Origin of the sequence: Pseudomonas sp. HTZ2, assembly GCF_033173945.1 — a bacterium.
Classification (GTDB): Bacteria; Pseudomonadota; Gammaproteobacteria; order Pseudomonadales; family Pseudomonadaceae; genus Aquipseudomonas; species Aquipseudomonas guariconensis.
On record NZ_CP137332.1, the window covers coordinates 2028978 to 2051223 of the forward strand.

A 22246-nucleotide genomic window follows, 5' to 3' on the forward strand; every position below is an offset into this window, starting at 1 on the left:
GCGTGAGCCGGGCGGGAAGGCCCGAGTATAACAGAGCTATCGCGCTCTGCTGTGTTCGTGCTGCTCAACGGCGTCAGGAATATTGCCGAGGTCGCTGTCGTAACGGGCATTGATGGCCGCATACGCAGGGTCTTGCTTGAAGCGTCGCAGCTCGTCGGCGAACGCCTGTGCCAAGCGTTCCCTTCCGGGTTTGTTCGCAAGTCCCAGGTATTGAGGGTGTCGGCTGATTACCAAGGGTAGCTCCTGAACCTGTCCCTTGAGCCCCAATTGCCGCCGCAACAGGCGCCCCGCACGGCGGTCTGTCACCAGTAGATCGATGCGCCCGAGCATCAACTTGCCGAAATTCGCCTCATGGGTGGGCGCCGGCTCTCGACGAAACAGGAAGGACTCGCTGAACGCCCGGCTGTAGGTGTAGCCCGGCGAGGTCCCTACGGTAAGGCCCGCAAGGTCTTTCAGACGTTCGATGGCGTGAGGCCTGGCGTCGGCCTGGAACAGCACGAACTCAACCTCCGAGAGTGCCTCGTCCGGGTAGACCATGAACGGTTTGCGCGAATCGACCTGGAAGATGTCCAGCACACCGTCGGCCGCACCTTGCTCCACCATGGCGAGACAGCGTTTCCAGGGCAGCAGTTGCCAGTCGACATCGATGCCGAGTCGCTTGAGCACTTCGTTGGCGACTTCGTAGTCGATGCCTTTGGGCTGGCCTTCGTGCCAGTAGATATAGGGCGCCCAGTCATCGCTAACCAAGCGCAGGCGCTCCGCCTTGGCAAACGGGCTCAGGCAGACGAGCAGCAGGGCGCAAAGAAGGGGGGTTAAGTCAGGCATGGCGGCAGCGTACGTCCAATGTGTGTCCGAGGCCAGTGAAGCCTGTCGTCAGCCTTTGTCAGGCTTGAGCAGATGATCCCGCACGTCCTGATACTTGCTCCCCAAAGACAGACGTAAGCCAGGGTGGTGCAACAATTGGTGCAGTTGTTCGCTGTTCAGGCGCCCTTGGCGTTGCTGAAGATTTTCCAGTGCCTTGTCCCACCAGGCGAAGGTACAGGCCCGATCGAATTCGTTGGCATAGGGGTAGCAGCCGTACAGCAACTCCCGAGCAAATTGGCGTTGGTGGCGGGGCAGTGTCAGGCTCAGGGCCTTGTATCCCAGGCGATGCAAGGTGGGCGGTTTTGGCAGGCGGTCGTTGACCAGGGCTACGTCGGCCAGGGCGGCCTCGCCCAGAGGGTCATCCCCGTGCTTGTGCAACCAGGCCTGGATCTTGGCGCGGAACAGGTCCTTGCGGCTCCAGTAGTGGTGGATGACGTCGGTGCAGTCGGTCAGCGTCAGCGTGCGATAGGCCGCCACGGCCAGACAGAACTCTTCGAGGGTATAGGCGTTGGGGACGATGGGGTGGAACTCGTCCATCAGCGCGATCGATTGGTCGAGTGCTCCTGAATCCTCTGCCGCAAGGCCGATGACGCCGGAGTTGACCAGGTTCATGTGGTCATCCGCCAGGCCGCGCGCGTGCAGGATGTTGCGCAGGCCTTGGTACAGGTCGGTGTTCGGGTTTTCGCCATAGCGTGCGCAGATGGCGTTGCACAGCAGATGGCCGGGCTTGACGCGACGCAGCAGTTCCATCGGCGATTGGCGGAAGAACGTGTCGGTGTCGATCAGCACCGCCTGGGAATGCTGCTCGAGGGCCTGGCGTAACAGAACATGCTTGCTGCGAAAATGGTAGCCATGGGGTTGGGCCCAGGCCGCGCGCGTGGCATCGCAGATAAGGTGAACGGTGACCGGGAGTTTCGCGTAGGGCGCGGGGTCGTCGGTATGGACCTGGATGTCCAGGGCTTGGCTGCCGGACTCTTTCAGCTGGGCGAGGGCGCTGATGATGCTGAAGCAAGCTTCCTGATGGTAGGTCTTTGCACCGAACGCTAGATAGATGAGCTGAGGTGCCGAGGAAGGCAAAGGCTGCATGGGCGGCTCGCTAACAGGTCTAAGGCTGGATGAAAGGTTTTAGCCTAATACCTAAGCCTTAAAGCTGCCTTAAGGACCTGTTAGCGAAATATGTCAGCGCGGCAGCTTCAGGTTGTTCCAGATCGCCAGGCTCGGCTCGGCCTGGTTCAACGTGTAGAAGTGCAGGCCCGGTGCGCCGCCTTGGAGCAACTGCTCGCACATGCGGGTGATCACCTCTTCGCCGAACGCCTGGATGCTGGCGGTGTCGTCGCCATAGGCTTCCAGCTGCTTACGAATCCAGCGGGGGATCTCAGCACCGCAGGCGTCGGAGAAGCGCGCCAGCTTGCTGTAGTTGGTGATCGGCATGATGCCGGGCACGACCGGGATGTCCACACCCATCTTCTGCACGCGCTCTACGAAATAGAAGTAGCTCTCGGCATTGAAGAAGTACTGGGTGATGGCGCTGTTTGCACCGGCCTTGACCTTGTGCACGAAGTTGGTGAGATCGGACTCGAAATTGCGCGCCTGAGGGTGCATCTCCGGGTAGGCCGCGACTTCCAGATGGAAGTGATCGCCGCTTTCCTGGCGGATGAACTCGACCAGGTCGCTGGCATAGCGCAGCTCGCCATAGGCCATGCCCATGCCCGACGGGAGGTCGCCGCGCAGGGCAACGATGCGCTTGATGCCTGCTGCCTTGTACTGGGCGATCAGGGCGCGCAGCTCTTCCTTGCTGTCACCGACGCAAGACAAGTGTGGCGCGGCAGGAATCTTCACTTCGCTTTCCAGCTGCAGCACCGTGTTCAGGGTGCGATCGCGGGTGGAACCACCGGCACCGTAGGTGCAGGAGAAGAAATCGGGGTTGTAGCCCGCCAGCTGGCGAGCGACCGCCATCAGCTTTTCATGGCCGGCATCGGTCTTGGTGGGAAAAAACTCGAAACTGTAGCGGCGTTCTTGTGACATCACTCGTTCCTCGTGCAGCCCGCCTCACGCGGCAAGCTGCAAGTAAAAGCCAGATCGGTGATGGCCGATCTGGCTTGGCATCGTTCAAGATTCCGTAGCCTGGGCTTCAAGCGGCATCGGCGCGCTCTGCCGCTGCTTGCCGCTTGAAGCTTGCCGCTTAGTAGCGGTAGGTGTCCGGCTTGAACGGGCCTTCGACGGTCACGCCGATATATTCGGCCTGCTGCGGGGTCAGCTGGGTGACCACGCCGCCGAAGCCGCGGACCATTTCCAGGGCCACTTCTTCGTCGAGTTTCTTGGGCAGTACTTCCACGGTCAAGCGCTCGGCCTTTTGTGCGGCAGGCAGTTGGGCGAACTTCTGCTCGAACAGGAAGATCTGGGCCAGCACCTGGTTGGCAAACGAGCCGTCCATGATGCGGCTTGGGTGGCCAGTGGCGTTGCCCAGGTTCACCAGGCGGCCCTCGGCCAGCAGGATCAGGTAGTCGTCGTTCTGCGGATCGAAGGTGCCAGCGCCGGTACGGTGGATCTTGTGAACCTGCGGCTTGACCTCTTCCCATGCCCAGTTCTTGCGCATGAAGGCGGTGTCGATCTCGTTGTCGAAGTGACCGATGTTGCAGACAACGGCGCGCTTCTTCAGGGCCTTGAGCATGTTGGCGTCGCAGACGTTGACGTTACCGGTGGTGGTGACGATCAGGTCGATGCGGCCCAGCAGGTCCTTGTTGATGCCGGCCTCGGTGCCGGTGTTGATACCGTCCTTGAACGGCGAGACGACTTCGAAGCCGTCCATGCAGGCCTGCATGGCACAGATCGGGTCGACTTCGGTGACCTTGACGATCATGCCTTCCTGACGCAGGGACTGGGCCGAGCCCTTGCCCACGTCTCCGTAGCCGATCACCAGGGCTTGCTTGCCCGACAGCAGGTGGTCGGTACCACGCTTGATGGCGTCGTTGAGGCTGTGACGGCAACCGTATTTGTTGTCGTTCTTGCTCTTGGTGACCGAGTCGTTGACGTTGATCGCCGGAACTTTCAGCTCGCCCTTGGCCAGCATGTCCAGCAGACGGTGCACGCCAGTGGTAGTTTCTTCGGTGATGCCGTGGATCTTCTCCAGCATCGCCGGGTACTTCTTGTGCAGGATTTCGGTCAGGTCACCGCCGTCGTCCAGAACCATGTTGGCGTCCCATGGCTGACCGTCCTTGAGGATGGTCTGCTCGATGCACCATTCGTACTCCTGCTCGGTCTCGCCCTTCCAGGCGAAAACCGGAATGCCGGCGGCGGCGATGGCGGCAGCGGCCTGGTCCTGGGTCGAGAAGATGTTGCACGACGACCAGCGCACCTCGGCACCCAGGGCGACCAGGGTCTCGATCAGCACGGCGGTCTGGATGGTCATGTGGATGCAGCCCAGGATCTTGGCGCCTTTGAGCGGTTGCTCAGCCTGGTACTTGCGACGCAGGCCCATCAGCGCGGGCATTTCCGATTCGGCGATGATGACTTCCTTGCGGCCCCAGTCGGCCAGGGAAATGTCGGCGACCTTGAAGTCGGAAAAACCTGCAGGCGTGTTTACAGCGCTCATCGAGAGCCTCCATTCGTAGTGTGCGAATGGGCGCCGTTGTGCGTTAGGCGTCCGCAGTGCGGACAACGCCCCAACCGAGCCTGACAGGCCGAGCCTGCTGCAGCGCCCCTCGGATGGGTGGCGGGATGGCCCCCGCGGCGGGTGGCCATGTGAATCGGCAGGGATTATAGCCGTGGCGTCGTGCCACGCCCAAGGTTTTCTGTCGCTTAATCGAGACGATAGTCGATGTTCAATGGAGAGGTGCCAAAGGCTCTGCCATCATTACCCTACGTTAGCCAAGCAGGTCAGGAGTACCGATGAATTTCCACACCCGCAAATGGGTAAAACCCGAAGACCTCAATCCCAACGGCACCCTGTTCGGTGGCAGCTTGCTGCGCTGGATCGACGAAGAGGCGGCGATCTACGCCATCGTCCAGTTGGGCAACCAGCGCGTGGTCACCAAGTACATGTCGGAAATCAACTTTGTCAGTGCCTCGCGTCAGGGCGACATCATCGAGCTGGGCATTACCGCCACCGAGTTCGGCCGTACGTCCATCACTCTCAAGTGTGAAGTGCGCAACAAGATCACCCGTAAAAGCATCCTGACCGTCGACAAGATGGTCTTCGTCAACCTGGGCGAGGACGGCCTGCCGGCCCCCCATGGGCGAACCGAGATCAAGTACATCCAGGACCAGTTCCCCGATACCGCGGTGGAATGACATCGGGGGCCGCGAAAGCAGCCCCAAAAGCCTCAAGGCTGTGCAGTAACCCCGCGCACCACCCGCCCGATGCTCAACCCCTGCACCAGGATCGAAGACAGCACCACGATGTAGGTGATCGACAGCAGCAGGTCACGCTCGGCGCCAGCGGGCAGCGACAGCGCCAGGGCCACCGACACTCCGCCGCGCAAACCTCCCCAGGTCAGTACGCGGACAGTCCCCTTGGGCACGCTGCGCCAGCGGCGCAGCAATACGATCGCAGGCGCCACGGTCAGCAGGCGCGACAGCAGCACTGCCACGGCCAGCACGCTCCCGGCGGCCAGGTGCAGCCAGTTGAACGGCAGTAGTAACAATTCCAGGCCGATCAGGGCGAACAGCAGGGCATTGAGCATGTCGTCGATCAATTCCCAGAAACCGTCCATGTAGCGACGGGTCATGTCGTTCATCGCTAGGTTGCGCCCCAGGTTGCCGATGATCAGGCCGGCCACCACCATTGCGATCGGCGCCGACACATGCAGCTCGTAGCACATGGCCGAGCCGCCGATCACCAATGCCAGGGTCAGCATCACCTCGACCTGGTACTGCTCGACGCTCTTGATCATGCGATAGGTGGCGTAACCAATCACACCGCCAAAGGCGATCCCGCCAATGGCTTCTCGGGCGAACAGCAAGGCGGTGTCGGCAAAGCTTGGCGCCTCGCCGAGCTGGACGATGCCCAGCAGGACGGTGAATACCACCACCGCCGTGCCGTCATTGAACAGCGACTCGCCCACGATCGTAGTCTTGAGTGGCTTGGAGGCATTGGCGGTACGCAGTGCGCCGAGTACGGCGATCGGGTCGGTGGGGGAGATCAGCGCGCCGAACAGCAGGCAGTAGATCAGCGGCACGTTCCAACCGAACATCGAGAAAACCCAATGGGCCAGATAGCCGATGACCAGCGTGGCGATCAGTACTCCGAAGGTGGCCAGCAGGCCGATCGGCCAGCGGTAGCTGCGCAAATCGGCAAGGTTGACGTGCAGCGCGCCGGCGAACAGCAGGAACGACAGCATCCAGTGCATCAACAGGTCGTTGAAATCGATCTGGTTCATCAGCCCCTCGACGCGCGCTTCCAGGCCGGGGAAGCCGATCAGGCTCAGGCCTTGCAGGATCAAGGAGAACAGCAGGGCGGTGACCATCACGCCGATGGCCGGCGGCAGGCCGATGAAGCGGTAATTGACGTAGGTGAGGAGGGTGGTCAGGCAGATAAAAGCGGCAACAAGTTCAAGCATCCGAAATCCTGTGACAGTGGCTTCCAAGTCGTTACCCGAAATGCTCGGGCAGTTCTTTGATGGCCTGGTGAGCGTTTCGGGACACACCTTATGACCCGATCCGAAAGATTCGTTCCGCCGGACAGGGCGCTGATTCCTACATTAGGGCTGGAAATCGATATAGTGTCGGACAATCAGGCCAACGAGGGCCTGGACTCTGTGCAAGGACCCTCCCGTGTTGGCAACTTCGCTGGTTTTGGTCGCGGCCCTGCTCCACGCGACTTGGAATACCCTGATCAAATTCAGTGGCGAGCGTTTGCTGGTGATTGCCAGCATGGACCTGGTAGCCCTCGCCTTCGCCGTGGCGGCGGTGGCGTTCGTAGACATTCCTCCGGCGCACATCTGGCCTTGGTTGCTCGCATCGGCGCTGGCCGAGCAGCTGTACCGCTTTTTGTTGATCCAGGCGTATCGGGTTGGCGATCTGGGGCTGGTCTATCCTCTGATGCGCGGCCTGTCGCCCTTGGTGGTGCTGGGGCTGACGCTGGCCTTTGCCGGAGAATCGCTCAGCGACAAGCAGATCATTGGCATCCTGCTGATTCCGTGCGGCATGGCCTGCCTGCTCTGGCAGGGCGGCGGCGGGGATCGGCTGCCGTGGTCGATGCTGCCAGTGGTCGCGCTGATCGGTCTGTGCATCGGTTGCTACACCTGGTTCGACGGCAGGGCCGTGCAAATCTGGGGCAAGCCGTTGGATTACCTGGTGTGGTTGACCTTGCTCAGTGCTTGGCCGTTTCCGTTGCTGGCAAGCGTGGCGCGGCGGGCGCCGTTCGTGTTGTTCTGGCGCACCCAGTGGCGCCTGGGGTTGGCGGTGGGGTTGTGCGTGTTGTTGAGCTATGCCCTGGTGCTATGGGCCATGCACCTGGGGTCGGTTGCCGAAGCGGCGGCATTGCGGGAGCTGAGCGTGATCCTCGTGGTGCTGCTGGGCATGCGCTACCTCAAAGAACCTTTTGGCGGGCCAAGACTCCTAGCTTGCGGGCTGGTCCTGGCTGGCATGCTGGTGATGAAGCTCTGAAACCGATCATTTGAACAAGGAGTCCTTTCCATGACCGTTGCCCTGTGGTGCATCCTGATTGCCATGATCCTGCCGCCGCTGTGTGGGTTGACGGCGAAACTGAGCAGTGGCCGTTTCGGCTTGCGTGAAAACCACGATCCGCGCGCCTTCCTCGATACCTTGTCGGGCCTGCCACGCCGTGCCCATGCCGCCCAGCAGAACGGCTTCGAGGCCTTTCCCGCTTTTGCTGCCGCGGTGCTCGTTGCCGATATCGTCGGTAACGCGGAGCAGGTGACGCAGGATGTACTGGCGGTGCTGTACATCACCAGTCGCCTACTCTTCATCATCTGCTACCTGGCCGACCTGGCCATCCTGCGTTCACTGGTGTGGTTTGCCGGGCTGGCGCTGATCATTGCGTTTTTCGTGGTTTCCATCTGAAAGCGTGTCGCGCTCTTCGCGGTTAAACCCGCTCCCCCATGGCACTGTGGGTCTTGAGGTCTGTGCAGGCTTGTGGGAGCGGGTTCCGCCGCGAAGCATCCAACCCTGATCAAGGGACTTTCGGCACCTCAGGCAGCGCCGCGCCCTTGGGCCACAGCATCCAGATCTGCCCTGGCTGCTTCATGTTCCCTGCCAGTTCGCCGGCCTGCGGGCCAGTTCCCCAGAACAGGTCTGCGCGGACCTCGCCGGTGATGGCGCCGCCGGTGTCCTGGGCGCCCACCGGACGCACCACCGGGCTACCATCCGGACGGGTAGTGGACAGCCACAGCAGGCTGCCCAGGGGGATCACCTTGCGATCGATGGCGACGCTGTAACCGGCGGTCAACGGCACGTTCAACGAGCCGCGCGGGCCTTCATTGCTGTCTGGACGGGTGCCAAAGAATACGTAGCTGGGGTTGCTGGCCAGCAGCTCGGGAACCCGCTGCGGGTTGGCCTGGGCCCAGGCGTGAATGCTGCCCATGGTCACGTCTTCTTTCTTCAACTGGCCTTGCTCCACCAGCCAGCGACCGATGGGACGGTAGGGATGGCCGTTCTGGTCGGCGTAGCCCAGGCGCAGTTGGCGTCCGTCTGCTAGCTGAATGCGCCCGGAGCCCTGAATCTGCAGGAATTGCAGGTCCATCGGATCGGTCAGCCAGGCCAGTACCGGCGCTTTCACGCCGTCGCGGTTGATCACTTCAGCGGTGTCGTAGGGCTTGAGCACGCGGCCATCGAGGCGCCCGCGCAGGCGTTTGCCTTTTAGTTCCGGGTAGATGCTGGCCAAGTCGACCACGATCATGTCTTCGGGAATACCGTACACCGGCACGTGGGCGGTCTCGGTACGGCTGAGGCTTCCGGGGTAGACCGGTTCGTAGTAACCGGTGATCAGGCCGTGGGCGTTGTTCTGCGCTGAACGCAGGCCGTAGACCGATAGGTTCTGCTGTAGGAAGGCACGGATCTGGGCGGCGTCTTCAGGCATGCGGGCCGCGGCCTCGCAGGTAGCGGCCCAGACCGGGTCACGCTTGAGCTTTTCGCATCCGTTGCGCCAGGCCTGGAAACCGGCCAACAGGTCGTCGTCGCTGACGCTTGGCAGGTCTTGCCAGGTGGCCGGGGCGTAGGTCGCCACGGCGTGGGGTTCGGGTTTGGCATTCTCGCCGCCGTTGCAACCGGCCAGCAGGGCCAGGGTGGGAAGCGCCCAGGCAAGGTGGCGCAGAGCAGATCTCATGGTTGAATCCTTGAATGGGCGGCCTGTACGGCTGCCCATGTTTTTCGTGGGGGTATTGGTCTTTGTCGAGCAGGCGAGGATACTGTCGGCCCTTTCCCTCTGCCAATGTGACCGTGATGTTGAAATGTTTCACCGTTCTGCTGTTGGTCGGCCTGTCCCTGGCGGCCTGTGACCGTGTCGATCCTAACTCACCACTGGGTCAGCGCAAGGCGATCTTCAAGCAAATGCTCAAGACCAGCGAGGATATGGGCGGCATGCTGCGGGGACGATTACCGTTTGACGGCGCCCGGTTCGCCGAGGGTGCGGTGAAGCTCGATGGTCTGTCCCGCGAGCCGTGGCAGCATTTTCCGCAGGTCAAGGATGAAGGTGACAGCAGCGCGCGGCCTGAGGTGTGGGAGCGTCAGGCGCGTTTCCAGGATTTGGCTCGGCAATTGGAAGGGGTGACGGGCGAGCTCGTCAGCGTGACCCGTGACCAGCCACTGGAGGCGGCAAGCCTGAAGGCGCCAATGGACAAGGTCGAGGCCGCATGCAAGGCCTGCCACACGGAATTTCGCAATCATTGATTGCCCGCATGGCCGGGCTTGAGGCTGCTTCCCGCAATGCCTGCGGGAAACTGCGAAGGGCCGCGCAACGGCCCCGATATGCAGGGGCACAACTACCGTGCATTGCCCCTCTCAGCGGTAGCCCAGGGAGCCGATGTCACTTGTCCAGCTCCAGCTCGGCCTGCTTGAGTTCAGCCTGGGACTCTGCAAGCTTGCGCTCGCGCTTGGCGATCTTGTCCTTGTCGCCCTTGGCATGAGCCTCGGCGAGGTCTCCCTTGCGTTCGGCCACTTCCGCCTTGGCCTCGGCGACCTTGGCTTCACGCTCGTGTTTCAGGCCGGCATCGGTGCAGTGGGCGGCGTTTTCCTTCAAGGCTTTTTCCAGGCCACGGATCTGACCCCAATTGTTGTGCTTGCGGGCGTATTCGAGCTGGTTCTCGATGGCGCTGCGTTTGGCCGCGCAACCGGTCAGGCCTGGGGCGGGCTGCGCTGCCTGCGCAGTGCCAGCGGCCAGGCCGAGGATGGCCAGAATTGTCAGGGCGGAACGGGCTTTCATGAACACTTCCTTCAATAGCAACAAAATTTGTAGGGGATAGTGCCTACAACCGTTTGCCGAGTGAACCCTGGAAACGGGTGCTACATCGCTTTCAGAAAAACCCTACTCCGGCGTGACTGACTCAGCGCTCCAGTCCATCGACGGCTTCTTGCAGCTCCTTCTTGGCCTCGGCGAGCTTTTCCTTGCGCTTGTTGATCTTCTCCGGGTCGCCTTTCTTCATGGCCTTGTCCAGGTCCTTGGTGCGCTGGTTCACTTCGTGGCGGGCCTCGAGGACCTTCTGCTCACGCTCCTTGCGCAGGCTGGAATCGGTGCAGTGTTCGGTGACTTCGGCCAGGGCCTTTTCCAGGCCGGCCTGCTGCTCGCTGTTGCCATGGCTGCGCGCTTGTACGAGCTGTTCGCTGATAGCCTGGCGCTTGGCCGCGCAGCCTGTCAGCCCAGGCTGCTCTTCGGCGGCCAGCAGAGGGCTGGCGGCGATGCTGAGCAAAGCGGACAGTGCAAGAGACGAAAGCAATTTCATCGGGGACTCCATTCGAAGGCAGGACAGCGGAAAACGAAATGCTGCCCTGATCTGACGAAATTAGAAACCCTGGATTGCGTGTGCGCGCAATTGCATGGCCAGCAGGGCCAGCGTTTCATCCGTGAAGAACGCCTCCAGTTGCGCGGCGCGTCCAGGGCCGATACCGGGCTCGGCCAGCCATTGTTCACGGCGCTTGGCCGCGAGGGTCTGCCAATCCGGTCCCAGTGGGAGGTTGCGCGGAGCCGGGACACCGAGGGCCCGCAACCAGCGCTCGAACGGTTGCTGCCGAGCATTGGCAAAGGCTTGCAGCAACTGCTCTGCACGCGCCGTGCCGATGCCCGATATGCGCTGCAGGTCGTCGCGCTCCAAGGCCAGCCAGTCATGCAGGCTGCTCACGGCCCCGCTTTCCACCAGGCGCGCCCAGGTGGCGGAGCCAAGGTTGGGCATCTGCAAACCCTGGCGGCCGCTCAACCAGGCCAGGCGGGCGAGGAACTGCTCCTTGCAGGTGTCGTCGGGCCGCCAGCAACTGAGTGGATGGTGCTGTGTGGCGTCCGGCGGCGTCACGGGCTCCCGGTGCGTCGAGCGGTGCACCACGCTTTCCAGTCGCGGCACGGTCAGCCCGGCCAGGGTGATCGCCACTTGGTCACCAGGGCGTATGTCCAGCCGCTGCCAGCGGGCCAGCGAACCGAGGCTGACCAGGCTGATGCGGCGGTCATCCAATACGACCGGGTGCAGGTGCAGCATGGGCGTGATGCGACCGGTCCGTCCTACCCGAAAGCGCACCTCGCGCACCTCGGCCAGGGCTTGTTGGAATGGGTACTTCCAGGCCGCTATCCAGGAGGGCGGCTTGGCCCGCCAGCGTTTGGCCGGCGGCCGACTGTCCTGGCGCAGAATCACGCCATCGGTCGCGAAGGGCAGGGCTGAGCGGTACCAATGCTGGCGCCAGTGCGAGGCTTGGTCGAAGGTCTCGATGGCGACGCTGTAGCGCTGGCTATCGGCAAAGCCGAGCTGCGCCAGCCGTGACAGGCGGTCGGCCTGACGGGGCGGCCCATCGGGCCAATCCCAAACGAACAGACCGATGCCGCCACCTTGGGCATCATCCAGGCTCTTGCGCGCCAGGAGGCCTGCCACCGTACCGCGGGCGTTGGCGCTGCCGGCCAGAGCTTGCGTGTGATTGTCCCGACGCCAGTAGAGTTCGCCCTGCAGCACGAGGTCGATCGGCTCCGGCAGTTGCCGAGTGATGCCGCTCAGGTGGGGAATATGGCGACTCCAATCATGTCCCAGAAGGCCATCACCGCGGCTGAGCAACTGCACCAAGCGCCCTTCGCGGTACACCAACGACGCTGCGACGCCATCCACCTTCGGTTGTATCCAGACATCGCGCTTGCCTTGCAGCCAAGCTACCACTGCCTGTTCATCGGCCAGTTTGATCACGCCGGTGTGAGGTATCGGGTGAGGTAGGGCGCCGCGGGCGCTGGCCAGCGGATCATCGCTGCCTGGCAGGTCGAAGCAGATTTGCAACGCGTGCAGGCGCTGCCGGCTCTGGTCGTAGAGTTCGTCCGCCACGGGTGAATGGCCTTGGCGGTGGTACTGGTCGTCCCAGGTGGCCAGGGTTTCGCGCAGTCGGGTGATTTCCTCGTGGGCACGGGCCGGGGGCCAGGATGGACAGACGTCGGCTTGACTGACGATCGGCAGAAGTATGAGCAATGCAGCGATGAGCATTGGGGGCATGGCCAGCATCCTTGCTTGGCAGGAGGGAATGCTCAGCCTAGGCAATCGCAGGCCAGGGCGGCGGGCGGAGTTGTCAGTCGATATGTCACGAAAAAGCCCCTGCCGATCACTCGGCAGGGGCTTTTCCTTGCAACCTGTGGCGTGCGGCCTGCAATCAGCCGCTTACCCTTACAGGCCGGCTGCGGCGCGCAGGGCGTCGACGCGGTCGGTGCGTTCCCAGGTGAAGGTGGTGAAGGTGTCGTTGCCGACGGTCTTCTGCTGTGGGATACGGCCGAAGTGACCATAGGCAGCGGTTTCCTGGTACATCGGGTGCAGCAGGTCGAGCATGGTGGTGATGGCGTACGGGCGCAGGTCGAAGCACTCGCGGACCAATTGTACGATCTTGTCGTCGGCGATCTTGCCGGTGCCGAAGGTGTTGATCGAAATGGAGGTCGGCTGGGCCACGCCGATGGCGTAGGACACCTGGATCTCGCAACGGTCGGCCAGGCCTGCGGCAACGATGTTCTTGGCCACGTAGCGGCCGGCGTAGGCTGCCGAGCGGTCGACTTTGGACGGGTCCTTTCCGGAGAACGCGCCGCCACCGTGACGCGCCATGCCGCCGTAGGAGTCGACGATGATCTTGCGACCGGTCAGGCCGCAGTCGCCCACTGGGCCACCAATGATGAAGTTACCGGTCGGGTTGATGTGGAACTGGGTGTCCTTGTGCAGCAGCTCGGCAGGCAGGGTGTGCTTGACGATCAGCTCCATGACGGCTTCACGCAGATCTTTGTAGGAGACTTCCGGGTTGTGCTGTGTCGACAGGACCACGGCATCGATACCCACGACCTTGCCGTTTTCGTAACGGCAGGTGACCTGAGACTTGGCGTCCGGACGCAGCCACGGCAGCAGGCCGGACTTGCGCGCTTCGGCCTGGCGCTCGACCAGGCGATGGGAGAAGCAGATCGGGGCAGGCATCAGGACGTCGGTTTCGTTGCTGGCGTAGCCGAACATCAGGCCCTGGTCGCCCGCACCCTGGTCTTCCGGCTTGGAGCGGTCGACGCCCTGGGCGATGTCCACCGACTGTTTGCCGATGATGTTCATCACGGCGCAGGTCGCGCCGTCGAAGCCGACGTCGGAGCTGTTGTAGCCGATGTCGATGATGACTTTGCGCACCAACTCCTCCAGGTCGACCCAGGCGGAGGTGGTCACTTCACCGGCAATGATGGCGACACCGGTCTTGACCAGGGTTTCGCAAGCAACGCGGGCGTATTTGTCCTGGGCGATGATTGCATCAAGGACCGCGTCCGAAATCTGGTCGGCGATCTTGTCCGGATGCCCTTCGGACACGGACTCGGAAGTGAAAAGGGAGTATTCGCTCATCTCGACGGGTTCCTAAAAATTTACCGATGGTGAGTGTCGCCAGTCGTCCGCTGGAAATGGCGGACCTGAATCTGGAAACCGTTACGCAAGCCCACATAGAGGCTGTCCCCGGGTACTAGCCCCGCTACCCGGGCCCAACGGGCCAGGTCTTCCTGCTCGAAGCCCAACCAGAGATCGCCGCAGGCTTCCCGCGCCCAGCTCTGATCATGGCTGCACAGCTCGGTGACCAGCAGGCTGCCGCCCGCTTTCACCCGTTTGGCCAGCAGGCGCAGGGCCAGGGCCGGGTCGCTGAAATGGTGCAACACCATGTTCAGCACTACGCAGTCGGCTTCCACATCCGTTGCACCCAGTGCATCGGCCAACTGCAGGTTTACATTATCCAGCCCTTCGCTCTCGCAGACCTGGCGGGCCAATTCGAGCATGGTCGAGCTGTTGTCCAGGGCCGTGACCTGATTGAAGCGCCGTGCCAGGTCCGGCAGGAAGCCGCCATCGCCTGGACCGACTTCCAGCGCGCTGGCCTCGGGGCCGAAACTCAGGTTGTCGAGCAGAGCCAGCAGGCTGTCGCGGTACTGCGGCAGGCCGGCGATCAGGTCTTGCTGGGCGCGAAACTTTTCTTCCACGCGCAGGAAAAAGTCCTGGCTGGTGGCGGCGCGGCGTTGTTGCACCTGGGCGATACGGGCCTGCACGTCCTGCGTCAGGGCCAGGCCGTCCACCTCTTCGAGCAGGGCTGCGTGCAGGCGACCGCCCAAGCGCAGGCTGTCGGGCAAGGCGCGGCGGTAGAAGATCGCATTGCCCTCGCGGCGCGTGGCCACCAGTTCAGCCTGGGCCAGTACCTTGAGGTGATGGCTCATGCCCGATTGGCCGATGTCGAAAATCTGTGCGAGCTCCAGCACGCCAAACGAGTCGCTGGCCAGCGCGCGCAGCACGTTCAGGCGCAGCGGGTCGCCGCCGGCCTTGCACAGGGCGGCCAGCTCGTCGCTGCGTTGAGGGGTGATGGGCGCGCTTTGGTTCATGAGGCGGCAGTCTAGACAGGGGATGCTGTCGTAGCAATAGCAATATCAAAAAGTTTTGATATTGGCGATGAGCTGCGGTCTGCAGGGGGCAAGCTGCAAGGTTGGAGCAGATCGGGCGCCGATCTACCTCTGCTTGCAGTGTCGAGCTTGTCGCCTGTGGCTGGAAAAGTTTGCCCCCGGCCCCGCCTGTGGGCGAAAATGGCGGCCTTTTTCGTTTCACTACCTTTTCAATCCCCAGGAGACTCAGCGATGCCCAGCCGTCGTGAACGTGCCAACGCCATTCGTGCCCTCAGCATGGATGCCGTGCAAAAGGCCAACAGCGGCCACCCAGGTGCCCCCATGGGCATGGCGGATATCGCCGAAGTGCTTTGGCGCGATTACCTGAAGCACAACCCGAGCAATCCGAAATTCGCCGACCGCGACCGCTTTGTGCTGTCCAATGGCCACGGCTCGATGCTCATCTACTCGCTGCTGCACCTGACCGGCTACGACCTGTCGATCGACGACCTCAAGGCCTTCCGTCAACTGCACAGTCGCACGCCGGGTCACCCGGAGTACGGCTACACCGCAGGCGTCGAGACCACCACCGGCCCGCTGGGCCAGGGTATCGCCAACGCCGTGGGCTTCGCCCTGGCGGAAAAAGTCCTGGCGGCCCAATTCAACCGTGAAGGCCACACCATCGTCGACCACCACACCTACGTGTTCCTGGGCGACGGCTGCATGATGGAAGGTATCTCCCACGAAGTCGCGTCCCTGGCCGGCACCTTGGGCCTGAACAAGCTGATCGCCTTCTACGACGACAACGGCATCTCCATCGACGGCGAAGTGCACGGCTGGTTCACCGACAACACCCCGGCGCGCTTCGAGGCGTACAACTGGCAGGTGATCCGCAACGTCGATGGCCATGACGCCGACGAGATCAAGACTGCCATCGAGACCGCCCGCAAGAGCGATCGCCCGACCCTGATCTGCTGCAAGACCATCATCGGCTTCGGTTCGCCCAACAAGCAGGGCAAGGAAGACTGCCACGGCGCGCCGTTGGGCAACGATGAAATCGCCCTGGCCCGCAAGGAACTGAACTGGAACCACGGTCCGTTCGAGATTCCGGCCGACATCTACGCAGAATGGGACGCCAAAGCCGCCGGCGCCAAGCTCGAAGCCGACTGGAACCAGCGCTTCGACGCCTATGCCAAGGCCTACCCTGAGCTGGCCGCCGAGTTCAAGCGCCGTGAACGCGGCGAGCTGCCGGCCGACTTCGCCGAGAAGGCCCAGGCCTACATCAACGAAGTCGCCGCCAAGGGTGAAAGCATCGCCAGCCGCAAGGCCAGCCAGAACGCCCTGAATGCCTTCGGCCCGCTGCTGCCTGAGTTCCTCGGCGGCTCGGCTGACCTGGCCGGCTCCAACCTGACCCTGTGGAAAGGCTGCAAAGGCGTCAGCGCCGATGACGCCAGCGGCAACTACGTGTTCTACGGTGTGCGCGAGTTCGGCATGACCGCCATCATGAACGGCGTCGCCCTGCACGGCGGCCTGGTGCCTTATGGCGCGACCTTCCTGATGTTCATGGAATACGCCCGCAACGCGGTACGCATGTCCGCCCTGATGAAGCAGCGCGTCATCCATGTCTATACCCACGACTCCATCGGCTTGGGCGAAGACGGCCCGACCCACCAGCCGATCGAGCAGCTGACCAGCCTGCGCAGCACGCCGAACCTGGACACTTGGCGTCCAGCCGACGCGGTGGAATCCGCCGTGTCCTGGAAGCAGGCCCTGGAGCGCAAGGACGGCCCATCGGCGTTGATCTTCTCCCGTCAGAACCTGCAGCACCAGGAGCGCGATGCCCAGCAGATCGCCAACATCAGCCGCGGCGGCTACATCCTCAAGGATTGCGCCGGCGAGCCTGAGCTGCTGCTGATCGCCACCGGTTCCGAAGTGGGGCTGGCGGTCCAGGCGCATGCCAAGCTGACCGAGCAGGGCCGCAAGGTGCGTGTGGTTTCCATGCCGTGCACCAGCGTGTTCGACGCCCAGGACGCCGCCTACAAGCAGTCCGTTCTGCCGCTGGAAGTCGGTGCGCGTATCGCCATCGAGGCTGCCCACGCGGACTTCTGGTACAAGTACGTGGGCCTGGAAGGCCGCGTCATCGGTATGACCACCTACGGTGAGTCGGCGCCGGCCTCCGCACTGTTCGAGGAATTCGGCTTCACCCTGGAGAACATTCTGGGTACCGCTGAAGAGCTGCTGGAAGACTGATGTAAGGATCTGCGGGCGGTGTCGCCCCGATTCGCGGGCAAGCCCGCTCCCACGGTGGTCGTGTATCCCTGTGGGAGCGGGCTTGCCTGCGAATGCCACACCGCAATCCCGCAGGCTGCTGACAATAGATCTGTTCCGTGAGTATCGAATGCCCCATCCGCGTCCCTACAAAGTTGCACTCAACGGTTACGGCCGTATCGGTCGTTGTGTCTTGCGCGCACTGTTCGAGCGAGGAGCGGACGCCGGCTTCGAGATCGTCGCGCTGAACGACCTGGCCGATCAGGCCAGCCTCGAATACTTGACCCGTTTCGACTCCACCCACGGGCGATTCCCTGGCGAGGTGAGGGTTGACGGCGACTGCCTGCACATCAATGGCGACTGTGTGAAGGTCCTGCGCAGCGCCACCCCGGAGGGCATCGACTGGGCGGCGCTGGGCGTCGATCTGGTGCTGGAGTGCTCCGGGGCCTACAACACTCGTGCCGATGCCCAGCGCTTTCTCGATGCCGGCGCGCCGCGGGTGCTGTTCTCCCAGCCGATGTCCAGTGAAGCGGATGTCGACGCCACGGTGGTCTATGGCATTAACCAGGACTGCCTGAGCGGCGAGGAGCGCCTGGTGTCCAACGCCTCCTGTACCACCAACTGCGGCGTGCCGCTGTTGCGCGTGCTGGACCAGGCGTTTGGCATCGAGTATGTGTCGATCACCACCATTCACTCGGCGATGAACGACCAGCCGGTGATCGATGCCTATCACCATGAGGACCTGCGCCGCACCCGTTCGGCATTCCAGTCGGTGATCCCGGTGTCCACTGGTCTGGCGCGCGGCATCGAGCGCCTGCTTCCGGAACTTGCCGGTCGAATCCAGGCCAAAGCCGTACGCGTGCCGACCGTCAACGTCTCGTGCCTGGACATCACCCTGCAGACCGCCCGTGATACCAGCGCGGCAGAGGTCAACCGGGTGTTGCGCGAGGCTGCGCTGAACGGCCCGCTGAAAGGGCTGCTGGCCTATACCGAGCTGCCCCACGCCAGTTGTGATTTCAACCATGACCCGCATTCGGCCATCGTCGATGCCAGCCAGACCCGTGTTTCCGGCCCCCGCCTGGTGAACCTGCTGGCCTGGTTCGACAACGAATGGGGGTTCGCCAACCGTATGCTCGACGTTGCCGGTCATTTCCTGCACGTCGTCCACCAAACCCGCACCAAACAGCCCTGAAGGACTGCATTCATGACCGTGTTGAAGATGACCGACCTCGACCTGCAAGGTAAGCGCGTACTGATCCGCGAAGACCTCAACGTCCCTGTGAAAGACGGTGTGGTAGCCAGCGATGCGCGTATCCTGGCCGCGCTGCCGACCATCAAGCTGGCCCTTGAGAAGGGCGCTGCCGTCATGGTCTGCTCGCACCTGGGTCGCCCCACCGAAGGCGAGTTCTCCGCCGAGAACAGCCTCAAGCCGGTGGCTGATTACCTGAGCAAGGCCCTGGGCCGCGACGTGCCGCTGGTCGCTGACTACCTGGACGGTGTCGAGGTCAAGGCCGGTGATCTGGTGCTGTTCGAGAACGTGCGCTTCAACAAGGGCGAGAAGAAGAACGCCGACGAGCTGGCGCAAAAGTACGCCGCCCTGTGCGACGTATTCGTCATGGATGCCTTCGGTACCGCCCACCGCGCCGAGGGTTCGACCCACGGGGTTGCCAAGTTCGCCAAGGTGGCGGCTGCAGGCCCGCTGCTGGCGGCCGAACTCGATGCCCTGGGCAAGGCCCTGAAAGCCCCGGCCAAACCAATGGCCGCCATCGTCGCCGGCTCCAAGGTCTCCACCAAGCTGGATGTGCTCAACAGCCTGAGCACGGTCTGCGATCAACTGATCGTCGGTGGCGGCATCGCCAACACCTTCCTCGCCGCGGCGGGCCACAAGGTCGGCAAGTCGCTGTACGAACCTGACCTGGTCGACACCGCCAAGGCGATCGCCGCCAAGGTCAGCGTGCCGCTGCCGGTGGACGTAGTGGTTGCCAAGGAGTTCGCCGAGAGCGCCGAAGCCACCGTCAAGTCCATCGCCGATGTGGCCGATGACGACATGATCCTGGATATCGGCCCGAAGACTGCCGAACAGTTCGCCGAGCTGCTCAAGTCGTCCAAGACCATTCTGTGGAACGGCCCGGTCGGCGTGTTCGAGTTCGACCAGTTCGGCAACGGCACCAAAGTGCTGGCCAAGGCCATCGCCGACAGCGCCGCCTTCTCCATCGCCGGTGGCGGTGACACCCTGGCGGCCATCGACAAATATGGCGTAGGCGCTGATATCTCCTACATTTCTACCGGTGGCGGCGCGTTCCTCGAATTCGTCGAAGGCAAGGTCCTGCCCGCCGTGGCTATCCTGGAAGAGCGGGCCAAGGCCTGAGTATGGCGGCGCCTGGCAAAGGGAGCGACCTGATGGTCAAGCAATTGCCTGTGATGATCCTGGCCCTGTTGCTGGGCGCCTGCTCCAGCAAGTCTGCCGATACCGAGCCGTCGCAGCCGCCCAAGGGCGGCTGCTACCAGTCTCAGTGGCAGGCGGAAACCGCGCCGGTCATCAACAAGCGCATGGGCCCGGAGGGCCTGGAAAAGTACGACGACGAACACCAGCGCCAGGCGCCGGGCTGCCCTTGATCGGGCGCCAGGCAACCAAGGTTGGGTTTTGTGGTCTTGGATTAGGGGCCGCGTAGCGGATCCACGACGAGGTTTTTGGATGAAAGCGCTTCTGGCCGCATTGGCCCTGGCGACCCTGGCAGGATGCTCGCTGCTGCAACCGGCCCCATCCGCTCCGGCGGACAACTGGACCCGCTGGGTCTGCGACAGCCAGGCCGAAGTGCTCTGGCGATTCGCCGATTCGAGCCAGGATGCGGTCGACGTACGCCTAGGCGGCGGCGACCAGGTCTACCGGCTCAAGTCCGAGCCGGGCGCCTCGGGCGCGCTGTACAGCGACGGGGTACTTGCCTTCCACACCAAGGGCGACGAAGGCCTGGTGTATTGGGTGGCGACCAACGATCTGATTGGGCGGGGCTGCAAGGCACCGTGACTGGCCGGGCCGCGACGGTGGCCCACACTACTTGAACAGCAACCGCCCCTGCGGCAGGCTTGCACGAAACAACGACGCTTGTCGGGAGAGAGATACACAATGGCACTCATTAGCATGCGCCAGATGCTGGACCACGCCGCCGAGTTCGGCTACGGCGTTCCGGCTTTCAACGTCAACAACCTCGAGCAGATGCGCGCCATCATGGAAGCTGCGGATGCCACCGACTCCCCGGTCATCGTCCAGGCCTCGGCCGGCGCCCGCAAGTACGCTGGTGCCCCGTTCCTGCGTCACCTGATCCTGGCGGCGATCGAAGAGTTCCCGCACATCCCGGTGTGCATGCACCAGGATCACGGCACCAGCCCTGACGTCTGCCAGCGTTCCATCCAGCTGGGCTTCAGCTCGGTGATGATGGACGGCTCGCTCAAGGAAGACGGCAAGACCCCGTCCGACTACGAGTACAACGTTCGCGTCACTCAGCAGACCGTGGCATTCGCCCACGCCTGCGGCGTGTCCGTCGAAGGCGAACTGGGTTGCCTGGGCAGCCTGGAAACCGGCCAAGCCGGTGAAGAAGATGGTATCGGCGCCGAAGGCACTCTGGATCACAGCCAGATGCTGACCGACCCGGAAGAAGCCGCCGACTTCGTCAAGAAGACCCAGGTCGACGCCCTGGCCATCGCCATCGGCACCAGCCACGGCGCCTACAAGTTCACCAAGCCGCCAACCGGTGACATCCTGGCCATCGACCGGATCAAGGAAATCCACAAGCGCATTCCCAACACCCACCTGGTCATGCACGGTTCTTCCTCGGTGCCGCAGGAATGGCTGAAGGTCATCAACGAATACGGCGGTGATATCAAGGAAACCTACGGCGTGCCGGTCGAAGAAATCGTCGAAGGCATCAAGTACGGCGTGCGCAAGGTCAACATCGATACCGACCTGCGCCTGGCCTCCACGGGTGCCATCCGTCGCTACATGGCTCAGCACCCGAGCGAGTTCGACCCACGCAAGTTCTTCGCCGAGACCGTGAAGGCCATGCGTGATGTCTGCATCGCCCGTTACGAAGCCTTCGGTACCGCCGGCAACGCATCCAAGATCAAGCCGATCTCCCTGGAGGGCATGTTCCAGCGTTACGCCAAAGGTGAGCTGGCCGCCAAGGTCAACTGATCCTGCCATGAACGAGGGGCCGTTTCGCGCCGGCGAAACGGCCCCTCGTTCATATTGGATGCGGATCGGATACACTCGCGGTTCTTCTCGCTGAACGCCGTGCAATGACCGCATTACGCTACCTGCAAGCCTACCCGCCTCACCTGCAAGAGCAGGTCCGCCAGATGATCGCCTCCGATCGCCTGGGCGATTACCTGCGCCAGCGCTACCCGGATCGACACGACGTACAGAGCGACAAAGCGCTGTACAGCTATGCCCAGGACTTGAAACAGCAATACCTGCGCAGTGCGCCGAATCTGGACAAGGTGCTGTTCGACAACCGCCTGGATCTGACCCATCGCGCCTTGGGCCTGAACACTGCTGTCTCCCGTGTGCAGGGCGGCAAACTCAAGGCCAAGAAGGAAATCCGCATCGCCTCGCTGTTCAAGGACGCGGCGCCCCAGTTTCTACGCATGATCGTGGTGCACGAGTTGGCGCACCTGCGCGAGCGGGACCACAACAAGGCGTTCTACCAGCTCTGTCAGCACATGGAGCCGGACTATCATCAATTGGAATTCGACCTGCGCGTCTACCTGACCTACCAGGAGCTGCCGGGCACCACCTGAGGATCGAGCAGCATGGATGTGAGCAAGACCAAGAGCAGTTTCTACCGGCGTCTCTATGTGGCCTGGTTGATCGACAGCCAGACCGCAACCAGTGTTCCGGCGCTGATGGAGGCTACCGGTATGCCTCGTCGCACTGCACAGGACACCATCGCCGCACTGGCCGACCTGGATATCGTTTGTGAATTCGAGCAGCAGGCCGGGGCGCGTAATCACGCCGGGCACTACCGCATCCACGATTGGGGTGCCATCGACAAGCAGTGGATCATCCAGCACCTGCGCAAGATCAGGGACGTGCTGGGGTATCCATGACCTGAGCGCCCCAGC

23 protein-coding genes and 1 riboswitch are annotated in these 22246 nt (G+C 62.8%); of the genes, 12 read left to right on the top strand and 11 right to left on the bottom strand.

What is annotated here, in order from left to right; all coding sequences use genetic code 11:
* Window positions 1–36: 36 nt before the first annotated feature.
* From R6G97_RS09455 to ahcY, 4 genes are all read right to left on the bottom strand, one after another.
* Window positions 37–825 carry a substrate-binding periplasmic protein gene (locus R6G97_RS09455; protein ID WP_317848028.1) on the bottom strand — a complete coding sequence of 263 codons (789 nt, stop codon included), beginning with the start codon at window positions 823–825 and terminating at the stop codon, window positions 37–39.
* A gap of 48 nt (window positions 826–873) precedes the next feature.
* Window positions 874–1950, bottom strand: a complete 1077-nt coding sequence (locus R6G97_RS09460) for a hypothetical protein (protein ID WP_090343250.1) — start codon at window positions 1948–1950, stop codon at window positions 874–876.
* Window positions 1951–2043: 93 nt separating this feature from the next.
* Entirely contained in the window at window positions 2044–2889 is an 846-nt protein-coding gene (gene metF / locus R6G97_RS09465; protein WP_043207230.1) for a methylenetetrahydrofolate reductase [NAD(P)H], read from the bottom strand.
* A 157-nt stretch (window positions 2890–3046) separates the two neighbouring features.
* The gene (ahcY, locus tag R6G97_RS09470; protein ID WP_043207233.1) at window positions 3047–4456 is read right to left on the bottom strand and encodes an adenosylhomocysteinase; all 1410 of its coding nucleotides are present in this window, start codon (window positions 4454–4456) and stop codon (window positions 3047–3049) included.
* A gap of 21 nt (window positions 4457–4477) precedes the next feature.
* Window positions 4478–4573, bottom strand: a riboswitch (S-adenosyl-L-homocysteine riboswitch).
* Between the two features lie 179 nt (window positions 4574–4752).
* Here ahcY and R6G97_RS09475 point away from each other — a divergent pair.
* Window positions 4753–5154: an acyl-CoA thioesterase gene (locus R6G97_RS09475; protein WP_043207235.1), complete on the top strand. Its 402-nt coding sequence runs from the start codon at window positions 4753–4755 to the stop codon at window positions 5152–5154.
* 32 nt (window positions 5155–5186) lie between these two features.
* Here the strand turns inward: R6G97_RS09475 and R6G97_RS09480 are convergent, their stop codons facing one another.
* Complete coding sequence (locus R6G97_RS09480) at window positions 5187–6422, bottom strand: cation:proton antiporter (RefSeq protein WP_043207237.1); 1236 nt, start codon at window positions 6420–6422, stop codon at window positions 5187–5189.
* 214 nt (window positions 6423–6636) lie between these two features.
* On the opposite strand from R6G97_RS09480, the gene R6G97_RS09485 reads away from it, so the two are divergent.
* Complete coding sequence (locus R6G97_RS09485) at window positions 6637–7470, top strand: EamA family transporter (protein ID WP_043207239.1); 834 nt, start codon at window positions 6637–6639, stop codon at window positions 7468–7470.
* 30 nt (window positions 7471–7500) lie between these two features.
* Window positions 7501–7887, top strand: coding sequence for an MAPEG family protein (locus tag R6G97_RS09490; RefSeq protein ID WP_043207241.1), 387 nt, complete (start codon window positions 7501–7503; stop codon window positions 7885–7887).
* A gap of 109 nt (window positions 7888–7996) precedes the next feature.
* On the opposite strand, the gene mltA is transcribed toward R6G97_RS09490, so the two are convergent.
* Window positions 7997–9148 carry a murein transglycosylase A gene (gene mltA, locus R6G97_RS09495; RefSeq protein WP_102081302.1) on the bottom strand — a complete coding sequence of 384 codons (1152 nt, stop codon included), beginning with the start codon at window positions 9146–9148 and terminating at the stop codon, window positions 7997–7999.
* A 116-nt stretch (window positions 9149–9264) separates the two neighbouring features.
* Here mltA and R6G97_RS09500 point away from each other — a divergent pair, with 116 nt between their 5' ends.
* Window positions 9265–9711, top strand: a complete 447-nt coding sequence (locus R6G97_RS09500; protein WP_070571090.1) for a c-type cytochrome — start codon at window positions 9265–9267, stop codon at window positions 9709–9711.
* 136 nt (window positions 9712–9847) lie between these two features.
* Here the strand turns inward: R6G97_RS09500 and R6G97_RS09505 are convergent, their stop codons facing one another.
* From R6G97_RS09505 to R6G97_RS09525, 5 genes are all read right to left on the bottom strand, one after another.
* Window positions 9848–10243 (bottom strand): DUF1090 domain-containing protein, encoded by a 396-nt coding sequence (locus R6G97_RS09505; RefSeq protein WP_102081301.1) that lies wholly within the window; start codon window positions 10241–10243, stop codon window positions 9848–9850.
* 121 nt (window positions 10244–10364) lie between these two features.
* Complete coding sequence (locus R6G97_RS09510; protein ID WP_317848029.1) at window positions 10365–10760, bottom strand: DUF1090 domain-containing protein; 396 nt, start codon at window positions 10758–10760, stop codon at window positions 10365–10367.
* A gap of 60 nt (window positions 10761–10820) precedes the next feature.
* Window positions 10821–12491 carry an NAD-dependent DNA ligase LigB gene (ligB, locus tag R6G97_RS09515; RefSeq protein WP_102081300.1) on the bottom strand — a complete coding sequence of 557 codons (1671 nt, stop codon included), beginning with the start codon at window positions 12489–12491 and terminating at the stop codon, window positions 10821–10823.
* A gap of 168 nt (window positions 12492–12659) precedes the next feature.
* Window positions 12660–13850 (bottom strand): methionine adenosyltransferase, encoded by a 1191-nt coding sequence (gene metK, locus R6G97_RS09520; RefSeq protein WP_043207253.1) that lies wholly within the window; start codon window positions 13848–13850, stop codon window positions 12660–12662.
* Window positions 13851–13870: 20 nt separating this feature from the next.
* On the bottom strand, window positions 13871–14863 hold the full coding sequence (locus tag R6G97_RS09525; protein WP_317848030.1) for an ArsR/SmtB family transcription factor: 993 nt from the start codon (window positions 14861–14863) through the stop codon (window positions 13871–13873).
* Between the two features lie 249 nt (window positions 14864–15112).
* Here R6G97_RS09525 and tkt point away from each other — a divergent pair, with 249 nt between their 5' ends.
* The 8 genes from tkt to R6G97_RS09565 all read left to right on the top strand — a co-directional run bounded on the left by tkt (window position 15113) and on the right by R6G97_RS09565 (window position 22231).
* Entirely contained in the window at window positions 15113–17110 is a 1998-nt protein-coding gene (tkt, locus tag R6G97_RS09530) for a transketolase (protein WP_317848031.1), read from the top strand.
* A 148-nt stretch (window positions 17111–17258) separates the two neighbouring features.
* On the top strand, window positions 17259–18320 hold the full coding sequence (gene epd / locus R6G97_RS09535; RefSeq protein WP_070571095.1) for an erythrose-4-phosphate dehydrogenase: 1062 nt from the start codon (window positions 17259–17261) through the stop codon (window positions 18318–18320).
* 12 nt (window positions 18321–18332) lie between these two features.
* Window positions 18333–19496: a phosphoglycerate kinase gene (locus R6G97_RS09540; RefSeq protein ID WP_043207267.1), complete on the top strand. Its 1164-nt coding sequence runs from the start codon at window positions 18333–18335 to the stop codon at window positions 19494–19496.
* Between the two features lie 32 nt (window positions 19497–19528).
* Entirely contained in the window at window positions 19529–19744 is a 216-nt protein-coding gene (locus R6G97_RS09545) for a hypothetical protein (protein WP_043207346.1), read from the top strand.
* Window positions 19745–19823: 79 nt separating this feature from the next.
* The gene (locus tag R6G97_RS09550; RefSeq protein WP_317848032.1) at window positions 19824–20153 is read left to right on the top strand and encodes an MliC family protein; all 330 of its coding nucleotides are present in this window, start codon (window positions 19824–19826) and stop codon (window positions 20151–20153) included.
* A 99-nt stretch (window positions 20154–20252) separates the two neighbouring features.
* Window positions 20253–21317, top strand: a complete 1065-nt coding sequence (gene fba / locus R6G97_RS09555) for a class II fructose-bisphosphate aldolase (RefSeq protein ID WP_043207275.1) — start codon at window positions 20253–20255, stop codon at window positions 21315–21317.
* A 104-nt stretch (window positions 21318–21421) separates the two neighbouring features.
* Entirely contained in the window at window positions 21422–21922 is a 501-nt protein-coding gene (locus tag R6G97_RS09560; protein ID WP_070571097.1) for a M48 metallopeptidase family protein, read from the top strand.
* A 12-nt stretch (window positions 21923–21934) separates the two neighbouring features.
* Complete coding sequence (locus R6G97_RS09565; RefSeq protein ID WP_043207283.1) at window positions 21935–22231, top strand: winged helix-turn-helix domain-containing protein; 297 nt, start codon at window positions 21935–21937, stop codon at window positions 22229–22231.
* Window positions 22232–22246 lie beyond the last annotated feature (15 nt).